Consider the following 24,479-nt stretch of genomic DNA (forward strand, 5'->3'; position numbering starts at 1 on the left):
CCGGGAGCTGCCCATGCGAGTCTTTGTTGCCGCCGTGATGATCGCACTGATGGCCGGATCTGCGTTCGCACAGAATGCCGTGCCGCAATATGGTGACATCGACAAGGAGAAGAGTCCGTCGCAGAAGGAGGAGGAGCGCAACGCCGAGCGCGCCTACAAGAAGTCGTTGCGCAACATTCCCGACAAGGCAGGGCCCAGCGATCCCTGGGGCGCTGTGCGCAGTGACAACGCGGCTCCGCCGGCCAGCCACACAACGCAGAAGAAATCCAAGACCGGCAGTGCCGCGAAGCAGGCACCGCAATGATGAACGCCGCCCTTGGCCACGAGCAGAACGCCGACCAGATCGCCTACTGGAACGGGCCGGGTGGCCAGCGCTGGGCTGACCGGCAGGCAGCGCAGGACGTCCTGCTGGCTCCGGTCCTCGACATCCTGATCGATCGCGCCAGGCCGAACACAGGCGAGCGCGTCATCGATGTCGGCTGCGGCAGCGGCGCGACCACCGTCACGTTTGCAGGGAAGGTCGGGCCGTCCGGCCACGTGCTCGGCATCGACGTATCAGGCCCGATGCTCGAGCGGGCGCGGCAACGCGTGACGCCGGGATTGTCGCTGGAGTACGCGCTCGCGGACGCGACCGTGTACCCGTTCGCTCCCGCAAGCTTCGACCTGTTGGCGTCGCGGTTCGGCGTGATGTTCTTTGCCGATCCCGCGGTGTCGTTTGCGAATATGAGGAAGGCGCTGCGATCGTCGGGGCGGCTTGCGTTCGTCTGCTGGCGCGAGCCGCGAGAGAATCCATTCTTCATGACGCCGTTGCAGGCCGCCTACAAGCACGTGCCGAAATTGCCGCAGCAGGGGCCCGACGATCCCGGGCCGTTCGCGTTCGCCTCGGAGGAGCGTGTGCGACGCATCCTCGGCGCAGCCGGCTTTACGAATGTGGAGATGGAGCCGTGCCCGCTCTCGCTCGATGCCGCGATCGGCAGCGGCCTCGATGGCGCCGTGCAGGGCGCGCTCGAGATCGGGCCGGTCAGCCGGGCGCTGCAGGATCAGCCGCCTGAACTCCGCGCCGCTGCCGCCGGTGCGATCCGCGAGGCGCTCGCGCCGTTCGTCAAAGGCAATTCGGTGATGCTGCCTGCCTCGATCTGGATCGTGACGGCGAAGGCTTCGTAGCAGCCAACCGTCATTGCGCTCTTGCCGTCATTGCGAGGAGCGATAGCGACGAAGCAATCCATGCTTCCGTGCATGCGGAGGGATGGATTGCTTCGCTTGGCTCGCAATGACGAGGGGAGAGAGCTTGCGTACGTAACCGCTACGCCCGCTCTTCCCAGATCATCGCGAGATGTACGATGGTCTGCACCGCCTTTTCCATGTCCTGCCGGCTCACCCATTCCAGGCGCGAGTGGAAGGCGTGCTCGCCGGCGAAGATGTTGGGGCAGGGCAGGCCCATGAACGAGAGGCGCGAGCCGTCGGTGCCGCCGCGGATCGAGGTCTTCACCGGGGTCAGGCCGGCGCGGCGAATGGCCTCGCCCGCGTAGTCGACGATCTCGGGGTGACGGTCGATCACCTGCTTCATGTTGCGGTACTGCTCCTTGACCTCCATGCGGTAGGTCGAGCGCGGATAGGCCTTCATCACGTCCTTGACGATGGCCTCCAGCAGCGCCTCCTTCTCCTTCAGCCCGGCCTCCGTGAAATCGCGCACGATGAAGTCGAGCCTGGCCTGCTCCAGCGCGCCCGAGATCGCGATCGGATGCAGAAAGCCTTCCTTGCCTTCGGTGGTCTCCGGCGAGCAGGTCGTCTTCGGCAGCCGCTCGATGATCGCCGCGGCGATCTTGATCGCGTGCTCCATCTTGCCCTTGGCGAAACCGGGATGGGTGGAGACGCCTTCGATCGTGATGGTGGCGCCGTCGGCGGAAAAGGTCTCGTCCTCGATATGGCCGGCGGTTTCGCCGTCGATTGTGTAGGCGAAATCGGCGCCGAGTTTCTTCAGGTCGACCTTGTCGACGCCGCGGCCGATCTCCTCATCCGGTGTGAACAGGATCTTGATGGTGCCGTGCTTCACCTGGGGATTGTTAACGAGGAAATGGGCGGCATCCATGATCTCGGCGACGCCGGCCTTGTTGTCCGCTCCCAGCAGCGTGGTGCCGTCGGTGGTGATGATGTCGTTGCCGATCTGGTCGGACAGCGCTGGATGCTCGGCGGCCCGAATCACCTGCGCGGGGTCGGCCGGCAGCACGATGTCGCCGCCGCGATAGTTCCTGACGATCTGCGGCCGCACATTCCTGCCGGTGCAGTCCGGCGAGGTGTCCATGTGCGAGCAGAAGCAGATCACCGGCACCTTCTTGTCTGATGTGGCCGGGATGGTCGCGTAGACATAGCCGTGCTGGTCGAGGTGGGCGTCGCTGAGCCCCATCGCCTGCAATTCCGAGACGAGGAGGCGGCCGAGATCCTTCTGCTTCTCGGTGGAAGGGCAGGTCGGCGATTCCGGGTCGGACTGGGTGTCGATCACGACATAGCGCAGGAAGCGCTCGGTGACGGTGTGTTTGAAATCGAGCGTGGGAGCCAGCATGGTGACCGCAAGTCCAGGAGAGGGGTGGGCTGGCTCTATAACAGAAAAGCGCCACTCCGGGGGCTGCGTCGAAGAGCCGGAGTGGCGCTGACTGAACGAAGGGCTTGGCCGATCACTCGGCCGGTCACTTTTCAGATGGCTTCCTTGAGTTCCTTGGCGGGGCGGAAGGCGACCTTCTTGCTGGCCTTGATGTGGATCTGCTCGCCGGTGGCGGGGTTGCGGCCCATCCGGGCGGCGCGCTTGCGCACCTGCAGGATGCCGAGGCCGACGATGCGGATACGCTCGCCCTTCTTCAGGTGCTTGGTGATTCGCGTCACGACGTCGGTCAGGATGCTTTCGGCCTGTTTCTTGGAGAGTTCCTGGTCTTCGGCGATCGCCGCCGCCAGATGCTTCAGGGTGATGGTCGCCGGGGTCGCTGCTTTCTTCGCCATGTGTGGCCCTCCTCGTGATGAACGGCTTAAAGAAGCGTTTTCGAACGAAGCGGATGCTGAATCGTTGGGGAAAACGCGTCGACGGGAGATCTGGAGCCCTAGGGGGTCTCGATGGCGAGGGTCCAGGAAACCCTGACATTTCAGGCCTTAATCGATTCGGACCCTGACTGACTACGCCGTTTCGCCCGAAAATCAGGCGTTTCCTGCATCGAAACCGCAAAACCGCCAAACGTCGCGGCTACGAAACGGTCGTGCGAACGGGTCCGTTCGCAACAACTGAAGGCGCCGAGTTGCCGGCGGGAAGTTTGGCGAAGGGAGCGGATCGAAAGTCGAGCGCGGAGCTAACTGTTTGAAACACATCGCCAAAATGGCGCGAGAGACGGGGCTCGAACCCGCGACCTCCGGCGTGACAGGCCGGCGCTCTAACCAACTGAGCTACTCCCGCGTGATGCGCAATTCCGCGAGACGTGGGGGACTTAAAGGGGCGGTCTTTTGAAGTCAAGGACGTTGAGATTCCCCGTGTCCTGCAGGGCTTTGCAGCGTGTTGATAGGGAATCAGCGGCGCTGCACGGAAGGCTCCGCGTTTCCTGCCCGAGGCGACTCGCCGGGTTCCATCAGATGGCGGGCTGGAAAGCGCTTGGAGGTGCCATCGTGTTGCCACAAGCATAGAGCGAATTTACGTCGAGTGGCGACCGGCGCGTGCTGCTACCTTTGGAATTGCGAGAACTGTCACGGAGTCGATATAGAGCTATTCTGAGAACTTTTCTGATTGAGCTTCGACACTATCAGTTTCACGAGGGCCGGGCTTTGCAATCGGTATTGTTCGCCATCCTGCTATCCGCTGGGCCGTTTGCGGTGCTCGCGCACGGTTTCGCCGGGGCTGGCTCCACAATCACCGGTCTGCTGCTGGCCACGCCAATTGCTGCGCTGCTTCTTCTGGCGAGATGGCGTGAGTTCAGGCCCGACATTTGCGACGTGCTGTTCGTGCTGTTTTGTTGCGGCATCGCGCTCTCGTTCGCCGTCAACGGCGTCGCCGCGCCGAAAGAGGCCGCCCTTCTGGGGTTGTCGCTTGCGGCTTATCCCGCGATCAGATTGAGCTCCCGTTGCGGCCAAGTTCCCCAGGCCTTCGTGGTCGTCACAGGCGCGATCGTGGCGGTCGGAGCCGTCGTCACGCTGGTGGCGCTGCTTGGCCAATGGAACGACCACCATGGTAAACCGCTGGTCTTTGACGAGTACGACGCTGCGCCGGCGCAATTCACGACGTCGCTTGGCTTGCTGCTTCTGGCGCTGGCCTGCACAGAACTCAATTGGCGACGGACTGCATGGATCTCGATCCTCGCGGCCGTGCCACTGGTCATCTTCGCGGCGTCGATGGTACGCTACTCCTTCATCGTGATCGTGGTGGCGCTGCTCACAGCGATGTTGGTTGCCAAGGCCGGCCAGCGCAAATTCATTGCCGTGATCGTGTGCGTCACGATCGCTTCGGTTGCGCTTGGCGCAGTTGTCAGGTCATCAACAACGCTCAGATTCGCCAAGCTCGCCGAAGCGGCGTTGGGTTTTCAGGTTGCCGAGCCGGGCAACGATGAATCGCCGGCGCCGCCGCTTTCGCCGCCGGCGAGTGCACTGCCAGCCCCCGCCGCATCAGGCCGCATCGTTACCGAGGCAGCTCCGCCAGTGTCGCCTCCGCCTTCGCAAGCCTCTTGTCCTTCGATCGACCTGGACAATTCGATCATCATCCGGCAGCAGCTCTACAAGGACGCCTTCGCGTTGCTGCCGGAAGCGGGGCTGACGGGACTGGGACTGGACGGTTTCACCCAGCGGTCGTGCCTGAAAGGCTTCCAGGTTCACAACTCGATCCTGCAGGCCATCATCGAATTCGGCTGGCCGGCGGGTATCTTCCTCATCCTGTTGCTCTATCACGCGATGGGAACGCGGATGTTGTCGCTGGCGAGGATCAACCGCGAAGCCCGCTTCGTGCTGTGCAGCCTGGTATTCACGCTCATGCTGAGCATGGCGCATGGCAGGATCAGCAGGGACGTCGCCTTGTTCCTGTTTCTGGGATACGCCGCAAAGCTGCGAAGCAGTGCGCTCGATATTGAAGAGCAAGCCTGGGTAGACGGTCCGATCAATGCCATTCCGGTACCGGGTGTCGGCGCTCGCTTGACCGCCGCCTGACGACGGAGACCGCCAGATTCTGGCCCAGACTAGAATTCGTAGAGGTCCCGGCCGCGGCGGGCCAGATCCCTGAGATCGGCCAATGTGCCGCGGACAGCGCTGCAGCAGCGGCATTCGATCACCGTGTCACCGGATGCGGCGGCCGGTCTCTCCAGCTTGATCGATAGGCTGCCGCAATCGGTGCAGACGATCTTGAAGCTGGAGGCGTATGTTTCCTGATGCAGATTCATCGGCGGCGAGGGTCCTACTGGCCCTCTCTATACGCGCCGAAATTTAAGCTTGGGATCGCAACGTCGGTTGCAATCGAACGATTGCGTTAGGGCTTGTTAACGCTGGCTGTCTGGCCGGGCGGTTAAATCCAGCGTTGGCCGTCCTAGCGCCAGCGCTGCGTCACGGACCGATCGTCGCGTGTTGACGAGGATGATGCCGCTGGCGTGGGCCCAGACCGCGAGATCGGATTTGCTGTCGCCGGCATAGATGAAGCCTTCCGGAAATAGCTCGCGGAGCAACGTGGCCTTGGCCGGCCCCTTCAGGTTTCCCTTGCCATCGGAGGCGAACACCTGATCGAAGACGGGCAGGCGGAATGCGAGTTGGCCGGCGAGTACGGCGTCGGCGGCGGTGGCGAGCACGATCATGCGGCCGGCGGCCTGCTCCAGGCGCGCCAACGCGATGACCTCATGATGAAATTCGAGCCGATCCCAGTCGATGCGGTTGCGCAGCGCAAGCTGGCGCTTGAGCGCGGCGCGTCCTCGCAACAGCCATCTGGCGCAGGCGAGCACGATCAGCGGATTGCGGCGCAGGATCGAGAAGAAGCTCTTATAGAGGAGATCGCCCTTGATGAGCGTGCCGTCGAGGTCCAGCACCAGCGGCATCGATATCGGCAGTCCCAACAGCGTATCGGCAGCCATGCGTGCGTCCCGCTGCTTCCGCGGTGTTGAGGCAACGTTCAGGGTAAGGTCACTCACGCATCGCACTCAACTGGTTCGGAACCGTGCAGGCCACAATCTCGCGTCCGCCGCTCTGGCTCGCCTTGCAGTCGCCATAGCCGAGATTGCTTGCGACGGCTGATCCGCTCCGGTCGGAGGACGACACGATCAGCATCTGCGGCGCGCCGTGATTGGAGTTGCGGAATTTTGCCAGCTCAGCGGCGTCGCGCTCGCTTTCCCAGTCGGTGGTCGCCCGCAGGAAATCGTGCGACGACATATATTGCAGCGGGAAATAGCCGAAATAGCGGGTCGAGGGCAGCGTGGACGAGAGACCTGCGCCGCGGGCGGCCAGCGCCGCGGTCTGGGCCGCATGCAAAGTGGGGCGAATGCGCCAGGCGAACAGGGAGCTGTCGCGCTGGGCGATCAGATCGGCATTGACGAAGGTCCTGCCAGGGTTCTCGCGGCCGATCTCAAGCTCGCTTTCCAGCACCGGCGCCCAGCTCTTGTAGGCCACCGTGCGGATCGCGGTCTGGCCGACCAGGCCGGCGATCGCGGCCAAGCACAGGATGCGCACCAGTGCTTCGCGTGGCTGGCGGCTCGCGATGAAGAGCACGACCGCGATCCAGCTATAGGGAGCAAGCCGTTCCGACAGCAGCGCCGAGCCGGTCTTCAGGTTCAGCAGCGACAGCAGCACGACAAGGACGAAGAAGATGGGCCAGGTCAGGTTGCCCGCCCGCAAGCGCCGCAGCGCCATGGCGCCGGTCACCAGCACCGCCGCCAGAAGCGGCGCCAGCGCCATCACTTCCCAGGAGGTGAACGTGAAGAGGTGCGTGGCCGCAAGGATCCGGCGCAGGATCTGCGTGATGCCGCCTTCGCCGCCCGGCACCTCGCCGGGAATGTTCTGGTAGGCGAGGAGAAACCCTGCGATCAGGACCAGCACCGGCATGGCGGCCGCAGCGGACCAGACGCCATCGACGAGCAATCGTCGGCCGCCGGCGCGCGGACCGGCGTGCTCCAGCGTGCGGAGCGCACGGGCGATACCGTCAGCCGCAAGCAGCAGGCAGGCCGCGACCACGGAGGTGATGTGGGTCAGGTAGAGGGCCGCCAGGAATAGTGCGGTGGCGAGGAAGGTGAAGATGTCACCGCGCCCGCGCACCTTGCTCCAGAAGCTTGCGAACAAGAGGAACAGCGGCACGCCAAGGGCGAAATTGTAGAAGCCCCAATGGATGAAGACGCCGAAGGCAACCGGCAACAGCAGCAGCATCGGCAGCAGCGGCCGCTCGGTTTCCGTGCGGGACACCACAAAGGCGGCGGCGATCCAGATCAGCCCGTAGAGGCTGAGAAACAGCGTGTTGGCGAGCAGCGGATTCCCGGTCAGCCGGATCAGGCCGGCGAGCAACAGATAGATCGCGGAGTTCGGCTCGATGCGCGAATTCCACTGGTAGAAGGAGGCGGCAGGCTCCTGCAGCACGCCACCCCATCCGAAGCGGGCGATCAGGTCGGCCTGTGCCAGATGCACCGGGCCATCCTGGGTCGGCACCAGCTTGACCAACCAGACCGGGCCGTCGAGCAAAAGCGCCAGCGCGGCAAAAGCCAGCGTCGCGACCGCGACGCCGGCGTAGTTTCGTGGGGCGCTCAGGGAGGCCGTCATCGACATGGTCAGCGACCCCCGCTGAGACGGATGAGGTCCGAACTAGTGAGGCTGTTGAGCAGCGGCAGGTCGACGAAAGTCAGGATGCCGAACAGCGCCATGGTGACGGCGGCGGCGATCAGCATCGACGGCTGGCGCATCAGCTCCTCAGGCCGCGCGGCCGCAGAATCCGGGGTCAGCGCAAGCCGCATATAAGCGGCGAACAGCGCGATCAGGAACGGGATCGCGACGATGTATTCGATCCGGTACTTGATCAGGAAGATCGCCATCATGAACGCAAAGCCCTGGGCGTAGACGAGGCAGCTCGTCACCAGGCTCGAATGCGTATAGACGGCGAAGGAGGGGCGATAGGCGGCGAGGTTGGCGGTGCCGCCGGCCTCGACGATGGCGCGATGTTCGGAAACGCGCTTGGCGGCCATCAGGAAGGCGCCGCCGCACCAGTAGGCAAGCAGGATCGAGATCGGCGGGGCGATATGCGGGACCACCGCGAACCAGCCGAACAGGAAGCGCAGGGGATTGTTGAGGGACTCGACAATGACGTCGAGGAAGGCGCGATCCTTGGCGCGGATCGGGCGCACGTTGTAGATGACGCCGAAAGCGGCGAATACGGCGGCGGTGAGGGCGAAGCTCCGGCCGAGCTGGTTGGCGACGAGCAGGCCCAGGCCGGTCAAGAGGATATACTGGGCGAAGACGATGCTCGGCGACATCGCGGTCTGCACTGCCGGACGCGACCGCTTGGTCGGGTGCATCGCATCGAAGGGGGCATCGAGCCATTCGTTGATGGTGTAGTTGGCGGACGACAGCGCCATGGCGACGAACAGGCAGGCGAGCAGGCGTTCTCCCACCGTCGCGTAGTCGACCGGTCCGGTCCCTGCCATGATCATCGCGAAGGCGACGCCTGGCACGATCAGCACGTGCTTGATCCAGTGATCGGGCCGGGCGATGGCGATGTAGTCGGCGAGACCCGCCGACGGCGGCGCGTAGTGGGTGACGGACATGCAATCCTCCAGGCTGCCTCTGTGCCGCATCGGGGCGGATGCGACGGAAGATGCCTTGGAAGGGCAGCGATCGTGCCGAAGTGACGAGGGAGGCCATCAGGGGGGCCGAAACCCAGGTAATGCGGTTAACGGCGGTAGCGGAGGCGGGGTTTTCGGGGTTTTCGGCCCGCCGCATAGCCGTCGTTCAGCCGAATCCAGGTCGGCGGCGGCGAAAGGTGGGGGCGATTTTGCCAGCGCCTGCGCCGGATTGGTACAGGCTGTTCCAAACCGGGCAGCCTGTCAGCTTCGCAAGCCCACCAAGAACAAAGCCGCCCGGAGGCGGCCTTCGGTGCCTTGTCAGGGAATGTGCGGGTCAGCGGACCGTGGAGGTCCCCGAGCTGGTAATCGCCACCGGCTTGCCAGCCTTCACCACCTGGGTTTGGGCGGTCTGGGTGAACTCCGAATTGTTGCGCGCGGCGATACCCAAGGCTGCGACCGCAATGCCCGCCACCAGCGCGACCACCACGATCTTCAGGTGGGTCGAGCGATCCGCCGAGTGAATTGAGTGGTTCATCTGACGCCTCCGGGCGAACTTTGCCGCCGCCTGTCGGGAAGACAGGTAGCTTTAATCTGTTTCAGGATGGTTTCGCGGGTTCCCCAAAATGGTTTCGTTGCTCGGCGGGATTGGTTTCGTGCGAAGCGTGTCTGACCGCAGGCGGCTGGGGCTAAAGGAAAAAAGTCACAAACGAAGGAGGATTCCCTGGGGATAACGCTGCCACAGGGGCGGCGGGCCAACATACCGTGTCGGCCGACAGGACCGCTGCGGTTCAACTAAACGAGAGGCGCGCAGAGACGGCCGGGCGATTATTAGCCACCGTGGATTTGAGCGATCGGGAGCTGCAAATCTGGGGCACGAACCTTCGAGGTCACGCGTTCTTCATGTGGGGCGAGAACGAGCATTCAACACCGGTTGATCGGAGCCGGCTCCGCCCGGCAGAGCTTTAAAATAGCTTGTCTTGCGCCCTCTGTTGCGCTGCGCTAAGGCTCAAGAATAATTCCAATGACACGAATCTGCGGCCGTCCGAAACCGCAGCAAGAAGGCACCGCCGATGAACGGCATCCTGCAGAATTATCTTCCACTTGTGGTGTTTATCGGGGTCGCGAGCGTGATCGGCCTGGCGCTCCTGATTGCGCCATTCCTGCTCGCATTCCAGCAGCCCGATCCGGAAAAGCTCTCCGCTTATGAATGCGGATTCAACGCTTTTGACGACGCCCGTATGAAGTTCGACGTCCGCTTTTATCTGGTGGCGATCCTCTTCATCATCTTCGACCTCGAAGTGGCGTTTCTGTTCCCCTGGGCGGTGGCGTTCGGCAAGCTGGGCGCAACCGGGTTCTGGTCGATGATGGTGTTTCTGGCCGTGCTGACGGTCGGCTTTGCCTATGAATGGAAGAAAGGCGCGCTCGAATGGGATTGAGCCCTACCGTCGCAACGCCCCGGCCGGCGATCGCGCCAGCGCCCAAGGGCATCCTTGATCCCGCCACCCGCAGACCGGTCGGCGCCAATGATCCGTATTTCCGCGAGATCAACCACGAGCTCTCCGACAAGGGCTTCTTCGTCGCGGCTGCCGACGACCTGATCACCTGGGCCCGTACCGGCTCGCTGATGTGGATGACGTTCGGCCTGGCCTGCTGCGCGGTTGAGATGATGCAGGTCTCGATGCCGCGCTATGACGTCGAGCGTTTCGGCTTTGCGCCACGCGCGTCGCCGCGGCAGTCGGACGTGATGATCGTCGCGGGCACGCTGACCAACAAGATGGCGCCGGCGCTGCGCAAGGTCTACGACCAGATGCCGGAGCCGCGCTACGTGATCTCGATGGGCTCGTGCGCCAATGGCGGCGGCTACTACCACTATTCCTATTCGGTGGTGCGTGGCTGCGACCGCATCGTGCCGATCGACATCTACGTGCCGGGCTGTCCGCCGACGGCGGAAGCGCTGCTCTACGGCGTCTTGCTGCTGCAGAAGAAGATCCGCCGCATCGGCACTATCGAACGCTAAGGTATTACGTCATGGACGACGCCAAGCTTGACGCCTTGGGGCAGACGATCGTTAGCGCGCTTCCCGGCGCTGCGAAGGCGCATTCGGTTGCATTCAATCAGCTCACGGTTGACGTGGACGCCGAGAAGATCGTCGACGTCGTCAGGCACCTGCGCGACGATCCGGCTCTCCGTTTCGTCAACATCACCGATGTGACCGCGGTCGATTATCCCGAGCGGGACAAGCGGTTCGACGTCGTCTACCACTTCCTGTCACCGACGCTGAACACACGGATCCGCCTGCGCGCGGAGGCCGACGAGAACACGCAGGTGCCCTCGATCATCGAGGTCTTTCCTGGCTCCGACTGGTTCGAGCGCGAGACCTACGACCTCTATGGCGTGATCTTCACCGGCCATCCTGACATGCGCCGGCTGCTGACCGATTACGGCTTCGACGGCCACCCGCTGCGCAAGGACTTTCCGCTCACCGGCTTCGTCGAGGTCCGCTACGACGACCAGGAGAAGCGGGTGGTGTACGAGCCGGTGCGCCTCAACCAGGAATTCCGCAAGTTCGATTTCCTCTCGCCCTGGGAAGGTGCGGATTATCCGCTGCCCGGAGACGAGAAGGCGAAGGCGGAGCCGAAGGCCTGATCATGAACGAGCAACCGCAGAATCTGCGCAACTTCACCATCAACTTTGGACCGCAGCATCCGGCGGCGCACGGTGTGCTGCGCTTGGTGCTTGAACTCGATGGCGAGGTCGTTGCGCGCGTCGATCCGCATATCGGGCTCTTGCATCGCGGCACCGAGAAGCTGATCGAGCAGAAGACCTATCTGCAGGCGATCCCGTATTTCGACCGGCTCGATTACGTCGCGCCGATGAACCAGGAGCATGCCTTCTGCCTCGCGGCGGAAAAGCTGCTGGGGATCGAGGTGCCGCGGCGCGGGCAGTTGATCCGCGTGCTCTATTGCGAGATTGGCCGCATCCTGTCGCATCTGCTCAACGTCACCACGCAGGCGATGGACGTCGGCGCGCTCACCCCGCCGCTGTGGGGGTTTGAGGAACGCGAAAAGCTGATGATGTTCTACGAGCGCGCCTCCGGCTCGCGCATGCATGCCGCCTTCTTCCGCGTCGGCGGTGTTCACCAGGACCTGCCGCCGAAGCTGATCGACGATATCGAGGCGTGGTGCGATCCGTTCCTTAAAGTGGTCGCGGACCTCGACACGCTGCTCACCGGTAACCGCATCTTCAAGCAGCGCAACGTCGATATCGGCGTGGTGTCGCTGAAGGAAGCCTGGGAGTGGGGCTTTTCCGGCGTGATGGTGCGCGGCTCGGGCGCGGCCTGGGATCTGCGCAAGTCGCAGCCCTATGAATGCTATGCCGAGATGGATTTCGACATCCCGATCGGCAAGAACGGCGACTGCTACGACCGCTACCTGATCCGGATGGAAGAGATGCGCCAGTCGGTGCGCATCATGAAGCAGTGCATCCAGAAACTGAAATCGCCCGACGGGCAGGGGCCGGTCGTGGTCGAGGACAACAAGATCGCGCCGCCGCGGCGCGGCGAGATGAAGCGCTCGATGGAAGCGCTGATCCATCACTTCAAGCTCTACACCGAGGGCGTGCACGTACCGGCCGGCGAAGTCTATGCCGCGGTGGAAGCGCCCAAGGGCGAGTTCGGTGTCTATCTCGTCTCCGACGGCACCAACAAGCCCTACAAGTGCAAGATCCGGGCGCCGGGCTTTGCCCATTTGCAGGCGATGGATCACATCTGCACGGGCCATCTGCTCGCCGACGTCTCGGCGATCCTCGGCTCGCTCGACATCGTGTTCGGAGAGGTCGATCGGTGATGGTGCAGCCGCCCATCCAGTTTGACCGCGCCTCAGGGGCTCTCGAAGGAGCCAACCTGTGGGAGCGGACGGCTGCGCTGGCGCTGTCGACCGGTTCGAAGATCTCCTCGCATTTTTCCCACATGGGCTACATCGCCTGCGCGAACCTGCTGCGCAAGACGCTGCCCGAGCGCAACATCGCCATCCGGCTCAATGAGGACGCGGTGTTCGAGTTTCCCTATGGGGACGGCTATTGGAGCAAGCTGCTCAACCGCTCCTACCATTACGAGGATGAGCTCGAGCTGCTGTTCAAGGATTCCGCCGACGTCGACTACACGCTGATCGATTGCGGCGCCAATTACGGCTACTGGTCGGTGCTGGTTTCGAGCAAGCCGTTCGGTTCGCAAAAGGCGATCGCGATCGAGCCGTCGGGACAGAATTTTCCCAAGCTTGCGAACAACGCCGCGATCAACGGCAATCGCTTCGAGACGATGAAATGCGCGATCGGCGCAGGCAGGGGTACGGGAAAGCTCTCCGGCACCAAGCATGAGGCGTTCAGCATCGCCGGCGACCAGACCGGCGGCGAGGACGTGCCCGTGATCGCGCTCGACAATCTGCTCGACGACGGCAAGATCGCGCTGGATGGAAAATATCTGATCAAGCTCGACGTCGAGGGCGTCGAGATCGAGGCGATGAAGGGCGGCTTGCGGCTGATGCAGGGCGACAGCGTGCTGCTGTGCGAGGAACATGGCAGCGATCGCAAGCACACCGTGTCGCGCTACATCCTCGAACAGACCCCGCTCAAGCTGATCGTCTACGATCCCAGCTCCAATCGCCTTGAAACCGTGACCGAGCTATCGATCCTCGATCGCATCAAGGTATCGACCCATGTCGGCTACAACGTGTTCGGCACCGCAAGCGCCTTCTGGCAGGACCGGATCAACGCGCTGAATGCGAAGCCCGTTCGCCGCATGCAATGAGAGAGTAAGAAATGTCGGTCCGTCGTCTTGCCCCGAAGGAATTGCAGCCCGCGAGCTTTGCGTTCACGGAGGAGAACCTCGCTTTCGCCAAGCAGCAGATCGCGAAGTATCCGCCGGGACGTCAGGCCTCCGCTGTGATCGCGATCCTGTGGCGGGCGCAGGAGCAGAACGAGGGCTGGGTTTCTGAAGCCGCAATCCGCACCGTCGCCGACATGCTCGAAATGCCCCACATCCGCGTGCTCGAGATCGCGACCTTCTACACGATGTTCCAGCTCCAGCCGGTCGGCAAGAAGGCGCATGTGCAGGTCTGCGGCACCACGCCCTGCCGCCTGCGTGGCGCCGGCGACCTGATCGAAGTTTGCCAGCATCGCATCAGTCACGAGCCCTTCGAATTGTCGAAGGACGGCAATTTCAGTTGGGAAGAGGTCGAGTGCCTCGGCGCCTGCGTGAACGCGCCGATGGTCCAGATCTGGAAGGATACCTACGAGGACCTGACCAAGGAGAGCTTCGGCAAAGTGCTCGATGGTTTCGCCTCGGGCAATCCGCCGAAGCCGGGTCCGCAGGTCGACCGTCAGTTCTCGGCGCCAGCGGGCGGGCCGACCACGCTGAAGGAAACCACATGAGGCTTGGTCTCGCATGGCAGCGGGCGGGAAGGGAGGTCGCGATGAAACACTGGCGTTACATCGCTCTCCACGCGGCAGTCGCTGCCGCGTTCATTTTCCTGCTGCAGCGCTATGGGCTGAACGCCTCGCTCGAATCCAGCCTGTTGTGGGCGCTGACCTTCGGCGGATGCGCTGCGGGGCTCGCTTACGCCCAGGCCAATCGTTGATGTTTGGAAAGTTCTAGGCATGCTCGACGACAAGGACCGCATCTTCAAGAACCTCTACGGCCTCCACGATTGGGGCCTCGAGGGCGCGCGCCGCCGCGGCGCCTGGGACGGCACCAAGGCGATCATCGACAAGGGCCGCGACTGGATCATCGCCGAGATGAAGGCCTCCGGTCTGCGCGGCCGCGGCGGGGCTGGTTTTCCGACCGGCCTGAAATGGTCGTTCATGCCGAAGGAATCGACCGACGGCCGGCCGAGCTATCTCGTGGTCAACGCCGACGAGTCCGAGCCGGGCACCTGCAAGGATCGCGAGATCATGCGGCACGATCCGCATCTCCTGATTGAAGGCTGCCTGCTCGCGAGCTTCGCGATGAACGCGCATGCCTGCTACATCTATGTCCGCGGCGAATTCATCCGCGAGCGCGAGCATCTTCAGGCTGCGATCGATCAGGCCTATGAAGCCAGGCTGATCGGCAAGGACAACGTCAACGGCTGGCCGTTCGACCTCTACGTCGCCCATGGCGCCGGCGCCTATATCTGCGGCGAAGAGACGGCGCTGTTGGAAAGCCTCGAGGGCAAGAAGGGCCAGCCGCGGCTGAAGCCGCCGTTCCCGGCCAATGTCGGCCTGTTCGGCTGCCCGACCACCGTCAACAACGTGGAGTCGATCGCGGTTGCTCCCGACATCCTGCGCCGCGGCGCGGCCTGGTTTGCCGGGATCGGCCGGCCCAACAATGTCGGGACAAAGCTGTTCTGTGTCTCCGGCCATGTCGAGCGGCCCTGCAACGTCGAAGAGGCGATGGGGATTCCGTTCCGCGAACTGATCGAAAAGCATTGCGGCGGCATCCGCGGCGGCTGGGACAATCTGAAAGCGGTGATCCCCGGCGGTTCCTCGGTGCGCATGGTGCCGGCCGAGCAGATCATCGACACGCCGATGGATTTCGACTCCTTGAGCAAATTGCGCTCGGGCCTCGGCACCGCGGCCGTGATCGTGATGGACAAGTCGACCGACCTGATCCGGGCGATCGCGCGCATCTCCTATTTCTACAAGCACGAGAGCTGCGGCCAGTGCACGCCGTGCCGAGAAGGTACGGGCTGGATGTGGCGCGTGCTGACCCGCATGGCCGAGGGGCGCGCGCACAAGCGCGAGATCGACATGCTGCTCGAGGTGACGAAACAGGTCGAGGGTCACACGATCTGCGCGCTTGGCGATGCCGCGGCCTGGCCGATCCAGGGCCTGATCGCGCACTTCCGTCATGAGATCGAAGCGCGCATCGACCAATATTCGCACAAGGCTGACATTGATGATGTCGGCGTGCTCGATCCCGCGCACATGGTGGCGGCGGAGTGATGGTAATGTCGCAACCGAGCTTCTGGTGGCAGAGATACGGGACGCTGGCGCAGATGGCGCAGGCGGCCGTGGCGCTGCTCGGCTTTGTTGCGATCCTGTTCCAGATCAACGAGCTGCGCACCGGCAATCGCGCCTCCAGCGCGCGCCAGGCGTTTCTTGGCTACACCGATCTTGCCTTCAAGAACCCGAAATATGCGCAGCCGGATTATGAGCGGATCAAGGCGGGGAGCCAGGAGGACCAGGTGCAGTACGAGAGCTTCGTCTCGTACTTCCTCTATGCCTGCGAGGAGGCGATGTCGGCGTTTGCCAATCGGCGCGAATGGGCGGCTTCCTGCGACTACGATTTGAGGCCGCATCTGCCGTTCCTCTGCGCCAAGGTCGCCGCCGAGCCGGCCTATCTCGCGACCTACAGCGCCGACACCCAGCAATGGGTGAAGGCTTCACTGAAAACCGCCAGCGTCGTGCCGCCCGACTGCAAGCTGGGAAAGACGTAAAGAAATGACCAAACTGATCATCGATGGCAAAGAGATCGATGTGCCGCCGGAATACACGCTGCTGCAGGCGTGCGAGGCCGCCGGCGCCGAAATCCCGCGCTTCTGCTACCATGAGCGGCTGTCGATCGCCGGCAACTGCCGGATGTGCCTCGTCGAAGTGAAGGGCGGCCCGAAGCCGGTCGCAAGCTGCGCCTGGGGCGTGCGCGACTGCCGTCCGGGCCCCAAGGGCGAGCCGCCGGAAATCTCCACCCGCTCGCCGATGGTGAAGAAGGCGCGCGAAGGCGTCATGGAGTTCCTGCTGATCAACCATCCGCTGGACTGCCCGATCTGCGACCAGGGCGGCGAATGCGACCTGCAGGACCAGGCGATGGGCTATGGTGTCGACACCAGCCGCTTCGCCGAGAACAAGCGCGCGGTCGAGGACAAATATCTGGGCGCGCTGGTCAAGACCTCGATGAACCGCTGCATCCAGTGCACGCGCTGCGTCCGGTTCTCCGCGGAAGTGGCGGGCGCCCCGGAAATGGGGGCGACCGGCCGCGGCGAGGACATGGAGATCACGACCTATCTGGAGCAGGCGCTGAGTTCGGAACTGCAGGGCAATCTGGTCGACATCTGCCCGGTGGGCGCGCTGACCTCCAAACCCTACGCCTTCGTGGCGCGGCCCTGGGAGCTCGGCAAGACGCAGTCGATCGACGTGATGGATGGCGTCGGCTCGGCGATCCGGGTCGATACCCGCGGCCGCGAGGTGATGCGGATCCTGCCGCGCATCAACGAGGCCGTGAACGAGGAGTGGATCTCCGACAAGACCCGCCACATCGTCGACGGCCTGCGTACCCAGCGGCTCGACCGGCCCTATATCCGCGAGAACGGCAAGCTCCGCCCGGCCTCGTGGCAGGAAGCCTTCGCAGCGATTGCGGCCAAGGCCGGCCGCATCGACGGCAAGCGGATCGGCGCCATCGCCGGCGACGTTGCCGCGGTCGAAGAGATGTTCGCGCTGAAGGAGCTGCTGGCGAAATACGGCTCGTCCAACCTTGCCGTGCAGGGTGGCGATGCCTTCGATCCGAAGGCGGGCCGCGGCAGCTACATCTTCAATCCGACGATTGCAGGCATCGAGCGGGCGGACGCGCTCCTGATCATCGGCTCAACCCCGCGCAAGGAAGCCGCGATCATCAACGCGCGTATCCGCAAGCGCTGGCGGACCGGCCAACTCAAGATCGGCGTGATCGGCGCCAAGGCGGACCTGACCTACGACTACGACTATCTTGGCGCCGGACCGGAGACGCTTGCAGGTCTCGCAGCCGGCAAGCATTCCTTCGCCGACGTGCTCAAGAATGCCAAGAACCCGATCGTGCTGGTGGGCGCCGGCGCGTTCGCGCGCCAGGACGGCGCGGCGGTGCTGGCGCAGGCGGCGAAGCTCGCGGTCGATTTCGGCGCGCTGAAGGACGACTGGAACGGGTTCGGCGTGCTGCACGATACCGCCTCCCGGGTCGGTGCCCTCGACGTCGGCTTTTCGGGCGGCGCCGGCGGCCTCAATGCGACGCAGATGACGACCCCTGGCACGCTCGACGTGCTGTTCCTGCTCGGCGCCGACGAGATCAAGGTGCCGGACGGGACGTTCGTTGTCTATATCGGCACCCATGGCGACCGCGGCGCGCACCGCGCCGACGTGATCCTGCCGGGCGCGGCCTACACCGAGAAGTCCGGCATCTACGTCAACACCGAGGGCAGGGCACAGATGGCCGCCCGCGCCGCGTTCCCGCCCGGGGAAGCGCGCGAGGACTGGGCCATCATCCGCGCCCTCTCGGACGTGCTGGGCAAGAAGCTGCCTTACGATTCGCTGGCTGCCTTGCGCCAGGCGCTGTTCAAGGCGGTGCCGCATCTGATGCGGATCGACCAGATCGAACCGGGCAAGGCCGACGATATCAAGGCGCTTGCGTCGAAGGGCGGAAGCGCCGACAAGGCGGTGTTCCAGAGTCCGGTCGAGGACTTTTACCTGACCAACCCGATCGCCCGGGCGTCCGCCGTGATGGCGGAGTGTTCGCGCCTGGCCTCGGCGCGGATGCTGACGGCAGCGGAGTGAGCGTGACCTGATGGCTGATTTCTTCGCAAGCTCGTTCTGGACTGGCTTCCTGTGGCCGCTGATCATCATGCTGGCCCAGAGCGTGCTCCTGCTCGTCGTGCTCCTGATCGCGATCGCCTACATCCTGCTCGCCGACCGCAAGATCTGGGCGGCGGTGCAGATCCGCCGCGGCCCCAACGTGGTCGGACCCTGGGGATTGCTGCAATCCTTCGCCGATCTCCTGAAGTTCGTGCTGAAGGAGCCGACGATCCCGGCAAGCGCCAACAAGGGCGTGTTCCTGCTGGCGCCGCTGGTGTCCTGCGTCCTCGCGCTTGCCGCCTGGGCGGTGATCCCGATGAATTTCGGCTGGGTGATCTCCGACATCAATGTCGGCGTGCTCTACATCTTCGCGATCTCCTCGCTGTCGATCTACGGCATCATCATGGCCGGCTGGTCGTCGAACTCGAAATACCCGTTCCTGGCCGCGCTCCGCTCGGCGGCGCAGATGGTGTCCTATGAAGTCTCGATCGGCTTCGTGATCATCACCGTGCTGCTCTGCGCCGGTTCGCTCAATCTCTCCGCGGTGGTCGAAGCGCAGAACACCCGCGGGCTGGCCCACCTGATCGGCCTGCCGCAGCTCACCATCCTGAACTGGTATGTGTGGCCGCTGTTGCCGATGTTCGTGGTGTTCTACGTCTCGTCGCTGGCGGAAACCAACCGCCCGCCGTTCGACCTCGTGGAAGCGGAATCCGAACTGGTCGCGGGCTTCATGGTCGAATACGGCTCGACGCCGTATCTTCTGTTCATGCTTGGCGAGTATGTCGCGATCACCACGATGTGCGCGCTGGCGACGATCCTGTTCCTCGGCGGCTGGCTGCCGCCGGTGGCGCTGCCGCCGTTCACCTGGATCCCCGGCGTGATCTGGTTCGCGCTGAAAGTCTTCTTCATGTTCTTCCTGTTCGCGATGGCGAAGGCGATCGTGCCGCGCTACCGCTACGATCAACTGATGCGACTTGGCTGGAAGGTGTTCCTGCCGCTGTCGCTGGTGATGGTGGTGGTCGTTGCCGCTGTGCTGCAGTTCGCCGGCATCGCGCCGAAGTGAGGCCGTCATGAATATCAACGCAACAGCCCGCTCGCTTCTGCTCTCGGAATTCGTCTCGGCGTTCTTCCTCGCCATGCGCTATTTCTTCCAGCCGAAGCCGACCATCAACTATCCCTTCGAGAAGAACCCGATCTCGCCCCGCTTTCGCGGCGAGCATGCGCTGCGCCGCTACCCGAACGGCGAGGAGCGCTGCATTGCCTGCAAGCTGTGCGAGGCGATCTGCCCGGCCCAGGCGATCACGATCGAGGCTGGGCCGCGCCGCAACGACGGCACTCGCCGCACCGTGCGCTACGACATCGACATGGTGAAGTGCATCTATTGCGGCCTGTGCCAGGAGGCCTGCCCGGTCGATGCGATCGTCGAAGGACCGAATTTCGAATTCGCGACCGAGACTCGCGAGGAACTCTACTATGACAAGGCCAAGCTGCTCGCCAATGGCGACCGCTGGGAGCGCGAGATCGCAAAGGCGATCGAGCTCGACGCGCCATACCGCTGAGGTGAGGGCATGATCCTTCAGAACATTCCCACGTCATTCCGGGGCGCGGAGGCTCGCCGATGATCCTTCCCGCACTGTTCTTCTACCTGTTTGCCGCGGTCTGCGTGGCGTCGGCGGTGATGGTGGTTGTGTCGCGCAACCCCGTCCACTCGGTGCTGTATCTGATCCTGGCCTTCGTCAACGCCTCGGGCCTGTTCGTGCTGATGGGCGCCGAGTTCCTGGCGATGATCCTGATCGTCGTCTATGTCGGCGCGGTCGCGGTGCTGTTCCTGTTCGTGATCATGATGCTCGACGTCGATTTTACCGAGCTTCGCGAGGGCTTCCTCGAATACCTGCCGGTCGGCCTTGTGATCGGCGGCATCTTCCTGTTCGAGCTTCTCTTGATAGCCGGCGCCTGGGTGATCAATCCCGCCGTCACCAAGACGATCACCGCGGCGATCCCGACCAACGTCTCCAATACCGAGGCGCTCGGGCTTGTGCTCTACACGAAGTACATCTTCTACTTCCAGATCGCGGGGCTCGTGCTGCTGGTCGCGATGATCGGCGCCATCGTGCTGACGCTGCGCCACAAGGCCAACGTCAAGCGGCAGAACATCACCGTGCAGAACGCGCGCACGCCCGAAATGGCGATGGCGCTGCGCAAGGTGACGTCGGGGCAGGGGCTGCAGGAAGCCGATGCGGCGGAGTGGGTGAAATGACGATCGGGCTCGGACACTATCTTTCGGTTGGCGCGATCCTGTTCACGCTCGGGATCCTCGGCATCTTCCTGAACCGCAAGAACATCATCGTCATCCTGATGTCGATCGAATTGATCCTGCTTTCGGTCAACATCAACCTGGTGGCGTTCTCGACCTTCCTCGGCGACATCGTCGGCCAGGTGTTCGCGCTGCTGGTGCTCACGGTGGCGGCCGCGGAAGCCGCGATCGGGCTTGCCGTCCTGGTGGTCTATTTCCGCAACCGCGGTTCGATCGCGGTTGAAGACGTCAATCTGATGAAGGGCTAACGCGCCGATGTACCAGGCAATCGTCTTCCTGCCGCTGCTGGGCGCCATTCTCGCAGGGCTCATCGCGATCGTCGGCGCCCATGCGCGCAACCCGAGCGGCGACACCGTCGAACATCACGACGATGCGCATGGCGATGCCCATGCCTCCACGGCCCACGATGAACATGCCCACGGCGATCATGGCCACGACGACCACCACGTGAGCGAGCCGCCGGCCGCCGGCTCACGCGCGGCCGAGTTGATCACGACCGGGCTGTTGTTCGTCTCCGCGGCGTTGTCCTGGTTCGCGCTGGTCGACGTCGGCTTCCTGCACCACGACGCCCGCGTCCCGCTGTTTCCCTGGATCACTTCCGGCGACCTGCAGGTCTCCTGGGCGCTACGGATCGACACGCTGACTGCGGTGATGCTGGTCGTCGTCAACACCGTGTCCTCGCTCGTGCACCTCTACTCCATCGGCTACATGGACGAGGACCCGAACCGGCCGCGCTTCTTCGCCTATTTGTCGCTGTTCACCTTCGCGATGCTGATGCTGGTGACCGCGGACAATCTGGTGCAGATGTTCTTCGGCTGGGAAGGCGTGGGCCTGGCGAGCTACCTGTTGATTGGCTTCTGGTATCAGAAACCGACAGCAAATGCCGCCGCGATCAAGGCGTTCGTCGTCAACCGTATCGGCGATTTCGGCTTCTTGCTCGGCATCTTCTCGATCTTCGCGCTGATCGGCTCGACCGATTTCGACACCATCTTCGGCGGCGCCGGGGGCCTGACCGGCAAAACCATCAATTTCTTCGGCTGGCATGTCGATGCGCTGACGCTCACCTGCGTCCTGCTGTTCATGGGCGCGATGGGCAAATCGGCGCAGTTCCTGCTGCACACCTGGTTGCCGGACGCGATGGAAGGCCCGACGCCGGTCTCGGCGCTGATCCATGCCGCGACCATGGTGACCGCCGGCGTCTTCATGGTGGCGCGGCTGTCGCCGCTGTTTGAGCTGGCGCCGAACGCGCAGGCCGTGGTGATGTTCTTCGGTGCGACCACCGCGTTCTTTGCCGCGACCATCGGCCTGGTACAGAACGACATCAAGCGCATCGTCGCTTATTCGACCTGTTCCCAGCTCGGCTACATGTTCGTGGCGATGGGAGCGGGGGCCTATTCGGTCGGCATGTTCCATCTGTTCACCCATGCCTTCTTCAAGGCGTTGCTGTTCTTGGGTTCCGGCTCGGTGATCTACGCGATGCATCACGAGCAGGACATCCGCAACATGGGCGGGCTGTGGCGCAAGATCCCCTATACCTACGCGGTGATGGTGGTCGGCACGCTCGCGCTGACGGGCTTCCCGCTGACCGCCGGCTACTTCTCCAAGGACGCGATCATCGAGTCGGCCTATGCCTCGCATAATCCGTTCGCGTTCTACGGCTTCCTGCTGACGGTGTTCGCTGCCCTCCTGACCTCGTTCTATTCCTGGCGCCTGATCTTCAAGACCTTCCACGGCACGCCGCACGACGAGGAGCACTACGAGGCTGCACATGAGAGCCCGATCTGGATGCTGATCCCGATCGGCGTGCTCGCGGTCGGCTCCTTCCTCGCCGGTTTCCCGTTCAAGGAATTGTTCGCGGGTCACGGCATCGAGGAGTTCTTCCGCGAATCCGTGAAGATGAACCCGCATATCATCGAGGAAATGCACCACATCCCTGAGAGCATCGCCTTCCTGCCGACGGTTATGATGGTGCTGGGCTTCCTGATCGCGTATCTCTTCTACATCAGCCGGCCCTATCTGCCGGTTGAGCTCGCCAAGCAGCAGCCGATGCTCTACCAGTTCCTGCTCAACAAGTGGTATTTCGACGAGCTGTACGATCTGATCTTCGTGCGGCCCGCCAAGTGGATCGGTTACACGCTCTGGAAGAAGGGTGACGGCGCCATCATCGACGGCTTCGGGCCGGATGGCGTGTCGGCGCGTGTGCTCGATGTCGCCCGTAATGCTGTGAAGATCCAGACCGGCTATCTCTACCACTACGCTTTCGCCATGCTGATCGGGGCTGCCGGCCTGATCACCTGGTTCATGTTCGGCCTGGGAGGCCAGTGATGACGACCTGGCCCATCCTTTCCGTAGTTACCTTCCTGCCGGCGCTCGGCGCGCTTCTGGTCTATCTGCTCGCGCGGGGCGGGGACGAAGCCGCGAACCGCAACGCCCGCTGGATTTCGTTCTGGACCACGCTGATCACCTTCCTGATTTCGCTGATCCTGGTGGTGCGGTTCGATCCGGCGAACGCCGACTTCCAGTTCGTCGAGAAGGCGTCGTGGCTCGCCACCGGCATCAACTATCACATGGGCGTCGATGGCATCTCGCTGCCGTTGCTGATCCTGACCACCGCAGTCATGCCGTTCTGCATCATAGCGAGCTGGAAATCGGTCACGCAGCGCGTGAGCGAATACATGATGGCGTTTCTGATCCTGGAAACGCTGATGGTCGGCACCTTCTCGGCGCTCGACCTCGTGCTGTTCTACCTGTTCTTCGAAGGCGGCCTGATCCCGATGTTCCTGATCATCGGCGTCTGGGGCGGGCCGCGCCGGGTCTATGCCTCCTTCAAGTTCTTCCTCTACACGCTGCTCGGCTCGGTGCTGATGCTGCTTGCCATCATGGCGCTGTACTGGAACGCGGGTACGACCGACATTCCGACCCTGATGCACACCGCCGTGCCGTACAACCTGCAGAAGTGGGCGTGGCTCGCGTTCTTTGCCTCCTTCGCGGTGAAGATGCCGATGTGGCCGGTGCACACCTGGCTGCCTGACGCCCACGTCGAAGCGCCGACCGCGGGGTCGGTGATCCTAGCCGCAATCCTCTTGAAGATGGGCGGCTACGGCTTCCTGCGCTTCTCGCTGCCGATGTTCCCGCTGGCGTCGCACGACTTCGCGCCGCTGGTCTTCGCGCTGTCCGTCATCGCCATCATCTACACCTCGCTGGTGGCCCTGATGCAGGAGGACATCAAGAAGCTGATCGCCTATTCGTCCGTCGCCCATATGGGCTTCGTCACCATGGGCGTTTTCGCCGGGACCATGCAGGGTGTCGCCGGCGGCGTGTTCCAGATGATCTCCCACGGCATCGTCTCCGGCGCGCTGTTCCTCTGCGTCGGCATCGTCTACGATCGCATGCATACCCGCGAGATCGCCGCCTATGGCGGCCTGGTGAACCGGATGCCGCTCTATGCGCTGGTGTTCATGGTCTTCACCATGGCCAATGTCGGCCTGCCCGGGACCAGCGGGTTCATCGGCGAATTCATGACGCTGCTCGGCACGTTCAAGGTGTCGCTGCCGACCACGGTGCTTGCCACCACCGGCGTGATCCTGTCCGCGGCCTACGCGTTGTGGCTCTATCGCAAGGTGGTGTTCGGCGCGCTGGTCAAGCCGTCCTTGATGAGCATCAAGGATCTGACGGCGCGCGAATGCCTGATCCTGTTCCCGCTGGTGGCGCTGACCATCCTGTTCGGCGTCTATCCGAAGCCGGTGCTCGACATGTCCGAAGCATCGGTCCAGCAGCTCGTCAATAATTACAACACCGCCGTGACTGCCGTGAAGGCAGCCGCGCTGCTCCAGTAA

Annotated in this window: 26 protein-coding genes and 1 tRNA gene; 19 read left to right on the forward strand and 8 right to left on the reverse strand. The window is 63.5% G+C overall.

The window, feature by feature from the left end; all coding sequences use genetic code 11:
* The first annotated feature begins 13 nt into the window (after window positions 1–13).
* Entirely contained in the window at window positions 14–304 is a 291-nt protein-coding gene (locus tag AC5ZG5_RS08670) for a hypothetical protein (RefSeq protein WP_028162818.1), read from the forward strand.
* Window positions 304–1,164, forward strand: a complete 861-nt coding sequence (locus AC5ZG5_RS08675) for a class I SAM-dependent methyltransferase (protein ID WP_456642380.1) — start codon at window positions 304–306, stop codon at window positions 1,162–1,164. The genes AC5ZG5_RS08670 and AC5ZG5_RS08675 overlap by 1 nt, the downstream gene beginning before the upstream one ends.
* 139 nt (window positions 1,165–1,303) lie before the next feature.
* Here the strand turns inward: AC5ZG5_RS08675 and pepT are convergent, their stop codons facing one another.
* The 3 genes from pepT to AC5ZG5_RS08690 all read right to left on the reverse strand — a co-directional run bounded on the left by pepT (window position 1,304) and on the right by AC5ZG5_RS08690 (window position 3,436).
* On the reverse strand, window positions 1,304–2,560 hold the full coding sequence (pepT, locus tag AC5ZG5_RS08680; protein WP_456642333.1) for a peptidase T: 1,257 nt from the start codon (window positions 2,558–2,560) through the stop codon (window positions 1,304–1,306).
* Window positions 2,561–2,691: 131 nt separating this feature from the next.
* Window positions 2,692–2,991, reverse strand: a complete 300-nt coding sequence (locus AC5ZG5_RS08685; RefSeq protein WP_027580650.1) for an HU family DNA-binding protein — start codon at window positions 2,989–2,991, stop codon at window positions 2,692–2,694.
* 368 nt (window positions 2,992–3,359) lie between these two features.
* Window positions 3,360–3,436: transfer RNA gene (locus AC5ZG5_RS08690), tRNA-Asp, on the reverse strand.
* 362 nt (window positions 3,437–3,798) lie between these two features.
* Between AC5ZG5_RS08690 and AC5ZG5_RS08695 the strand changes: the two genes are divergently transcribed.
* Window positions 3,799–5,166, forward strand: coding sequence for an O-antigen ligase family protein (locus AC5ZG5_RS08695; protein WP_456642334.1), 1,368 nt, complete (start codon window positions 3,799–3,801; stop codon window positions 5,164–5,166).
* Window positions 5,167–5,195: 29 nt separating this feature from the next.
* Here AC5ZG5_RS08695 and AC5ZG5_RS08700 read toward each other — a convergent pair whose 3' ends face one another.
* The 5 genes from AC5ZG5_RS08700 to AC5ZG5_RS08720 form a co-directional block, all read right to left on the reverse strand.
* On the reverse strand, window positions 5,196–5,396 hold the full coding sequence (locus tag AC5ZG5_RS08700; RefSeq protein WP_130227018.1) for a hypothetical protein: 201 nt from the start codon (window positions 5,394–5,396) through the stop codon (window positions 5,196–5,198).
* A gap of 96 nt (window positions 5,397–5,492) precedes the next feature.
* Window positions 5,493–6,074 (reverse strand): haloacid dehalogenase-like hydrolase, encoded by a 582-nt coding sequence (locus AC5ZG5_RS08705; protein WP_456642335.1) that lies wholly within the window; start codon window positions 6,072–6,074, stop codon window positions 5,493–5,495.
* Between the two features lie 49 nt (window positions 6,075–6,123).
* The gene (locus AC5ZG5_RS08710) at window positions 6,124–7,749 is read right to left on the reverse strand and encodes a hypothetical protein (protein WP_456642336.1); all 1,626 of its coding nucleotides are present in this window, start codon (window positions 7,747–7,749) and stop codon (window positions 6,124–6,126) included.
* Window positions 7,750–7,751: 2 nt separating this feature from the next.
* Window positions 7,752–8,741 (reverse strand): UbiA family prenyltransferase, encoded by a 990-nt coding sequence (locus tag AC5ZG5_RS08715; RefSeq protein ID WP_456642337.1) that lies wholly within the window; start codon window positions 8,739–8,741, stop codon window positions 7,752–7,754.
* 352 nt (window positions 8,742–9,093) lie between these two features.
* Window positions 9,094–9,294 (reverse strand): hypothetical protein, encoded by a 201-nt coding sequence (locus AC5ZG5_RS08720; RefSeq protein ID WP_130576959.1) that lies wholly within the window; start codon window positions 9,292–9,294, stop codon window positions 9,094–9,096.
* Between the two features lie 535 nt (window positions 9,295–9,829).
* On the opposite strand from AC5ZG5_RS08720, the gene AC5ZG5_RS08725 reads away from it, so the two are divergent.
* The 16 genes from AC5ZG5_RS08725 to AC5ZG5_RS08800 are packed head-to-tail and all read left to right on the forward strand — an operon-like array spanning window position 9,830 to window position 24,479.
* Window positions 9,830–10,195, forward strand: a complete 366-nt coding sequence (locus tag AC5ZG5_RS08725) for an NADH-quinone oxidoreductase subunit A (RefSeq protein ID WP_130227014.1) — start codon at window positions 9,830–9,832, stop codon at window positions 10,193–10,195.
* Window positions 10,186–10,776, forward strand: a complete 591-nt coding sequence (locus tag AC5ZG5_RS08730; RefSeq protein ID WP_456642338.1) for a NuoB/complex I 20 kDa subunit family protein — start codon at window positions 10,186–10,188, stop codon at window positions 10,774–10,776. Before AC5ZG5_RS08725 ends, AC5ZG5_RS08730 begins: the two co-directional genes overlap by 10 nt.
* 11 nt (window positions 10,777–10,787) lie before the next feature.
* The gene (locus AC5ZG5_RS08735) at window positions 10,788–11,405 is read left to right on the forward strand and encodes an NADH-quinone oxidoreductase subunit C (RefSeq protein WP_456642339.1); all 618 of its coding nucleotides are present in this window, start codon (window positions 10,788–10,790) and stop codon (window positions 11,403–11,405) included.
* Between the two features lie 2 nt (window positions 11,406–11,407).
* Entirely contained in the window at window positions 11,408–12,604 is a 1,197-nt protein-coding gene (locus AC5ZG5_RS08740; protein WP_028162801.1) for an NADH-quinone oxidoreductase subunit D, read from the forward strand.
* Window positions 12,604–13,563, forward strand: coding sequence for an FkbM family methyltransferase (locus tag AC5ZG5_RS08745; protein ID WP_456642340.1), 960 nt, complete (start codon window positions 12,604–12,606; stop codon window positions 13,561–13,563). The genes AC5ZG5_RS08740 and AC5ZG5_RS08745 overlap by 1 nt, the downstream gene beginning before the upstream one ends.
* An 11-nt stretch (window positions 13,564–13,574) precedes the next feature.
* A complete protein-coding gene (gene nuoE / locus AC5ZG5_RS08750) occupies window positions 13,575–14,186 on the forward strand; it encodes an NADH-quinone oxidoreductase subunit NuoE (RefSeq protein ID WP_130227011.1) in 612 nt (203 codons plus the stop codon).
* A 41-nt stretch (window positions 14,187–14,227) separates the two neighbouring features.
* A complete protein-coding gene (locus AC5ZG5_RS08755; protein WP_165420951.1) occupies window positions 14,228–14,392 on the forward strand; it encodes a hypothetical protein in 165 nt (54 codons plus the stop codon).
* 19 nt (window positions 14,393–14,411) lie between these two features.
* Window positions 14,412–15,737: an NADH-quinone oxidoreductase subunit NuoF gene (gene nuoF / locus AC5ZG5_RS08760; RefSeq protein WP_130227010.1), complete on the forward strand. Its 1,326-nt coding sequence runs from the start codon at window positions 14,412–14,414 to the stop codon at window positions 15,735–15,737.
* Between the two features lie 5 nt (window positions 15,738–15,742).
* Window positions 15,743–16,231, forward strand: coding sequence for a hypothetical protein (locus tag AC5ZG5_RS08765; RefSeq protein ID WP_130227009.1), 489 nt, complete (start codon window positions 15,743–15,745; stop codon window positions 16,229–16,231).
* Between the two features lie 4 nt (window positions 16,232–16,235).
* Window positions 16,236–18,311, forward strand: coding sequence for an NADH-quinone oxidoreductase subunit NuoG (gene nuoG / locus AC5ZG5_RS08770; RefSeq protein ID WP_456642341.1), 2,076 nt, complete (start codon window positions 16,236–16,238; stop codon window positions 18,309–18,311).
* A 10-nt stretch (window positions 18,312–18,321) separates the two neighbouring features.
* Complete coding sequence (gene nuoH, locus AC5ZG5_RS08775) at window positions 18,322–19,392, forward strand: NADH-quinone oxidoreductase subunit NuoH (protein ID WP_456642342.1); 1,071 nt, start codon at window positions 18,322–18,324, stop codon at window positions 19,390–19,392.
* A 7-nt stretch (window positions 19,393–19,399) separates the two neighbouring features.
* Window positions 19,400–19,888, forward strand: coding sequence for an NADH-quinone oxidoreductase subunit NuoI (nuoI, locus tag AC5ZG5_RS08780; RefSeq protein WP_027575308.1), 489 nt, complete (start codon window positions 19,400–19,402; stop codon window positions 19,886–19,888).
* A 59-nt stretch (window positions 19,889–19,947) separates the two neighbouring features.
* Window positions 19,948–20,586 carry an NADH-quinone oxidoreductase subunit J gene (locus AC5ZG5_RS08785; RefSeq protein WP_456642343.1) on the forward strand — a complete coding sequence of 213 codons (639 nt, stop codon included), beginning with the start codon at window positions 19,948–19,950 and terminating at the stop codon, window positions 20,584–20,586.
* Window positions 20,583–20,891, forward strand: coding sequence for an NADH-quinone oxidoreductase subunit NuoK (gene nuoK / locus AC5ZG5_RS08790; protein ID WP_028162793.1), 309 nt, complete (start codon window positions 20,583–20,585; stop codon window positions 20,889–20,891). Before AC5ZG5_RS08785 ends, nuoK begins: the two co-directional genes overlap by 4 nt.
* A gap of 7 nt (window positions 20,892–20,898) precedes the next feature.
* The gene (gene nuoL, locus AC5ZG5_RS08795; RefSeq protein WP_456642344.1) at window positions 20,899–22,968 is read left to right on the forward strand and encodes an NADH-quinone oxidoreductase subunit L; all 2,070 of its coding nucleotides are present in this window, start codon (window positions 20,899–20,901) and stop codon (window positions 22,966–22,968) included.
* The gene (locus tag AC5ZG5_RS08800; RefSeq protein WP_028162791.1) at window positions 22,968–24,479 is read left to right on the forward strand and encodes an NADH-quinone oxidoreductase subunit M; all 1,512 of its coding nucleotides are present in this window, start codon (window positions 22,968–22,970) and stop codon (window positions 24,477–24,479) included. Before nuoL ends, AC5ZG5_RS08800 begins: the two co-directional genes overlap by 1 nt.

Source organism: Bradyrhizobium sp. Ses1, from assembly GCF_059512365.1.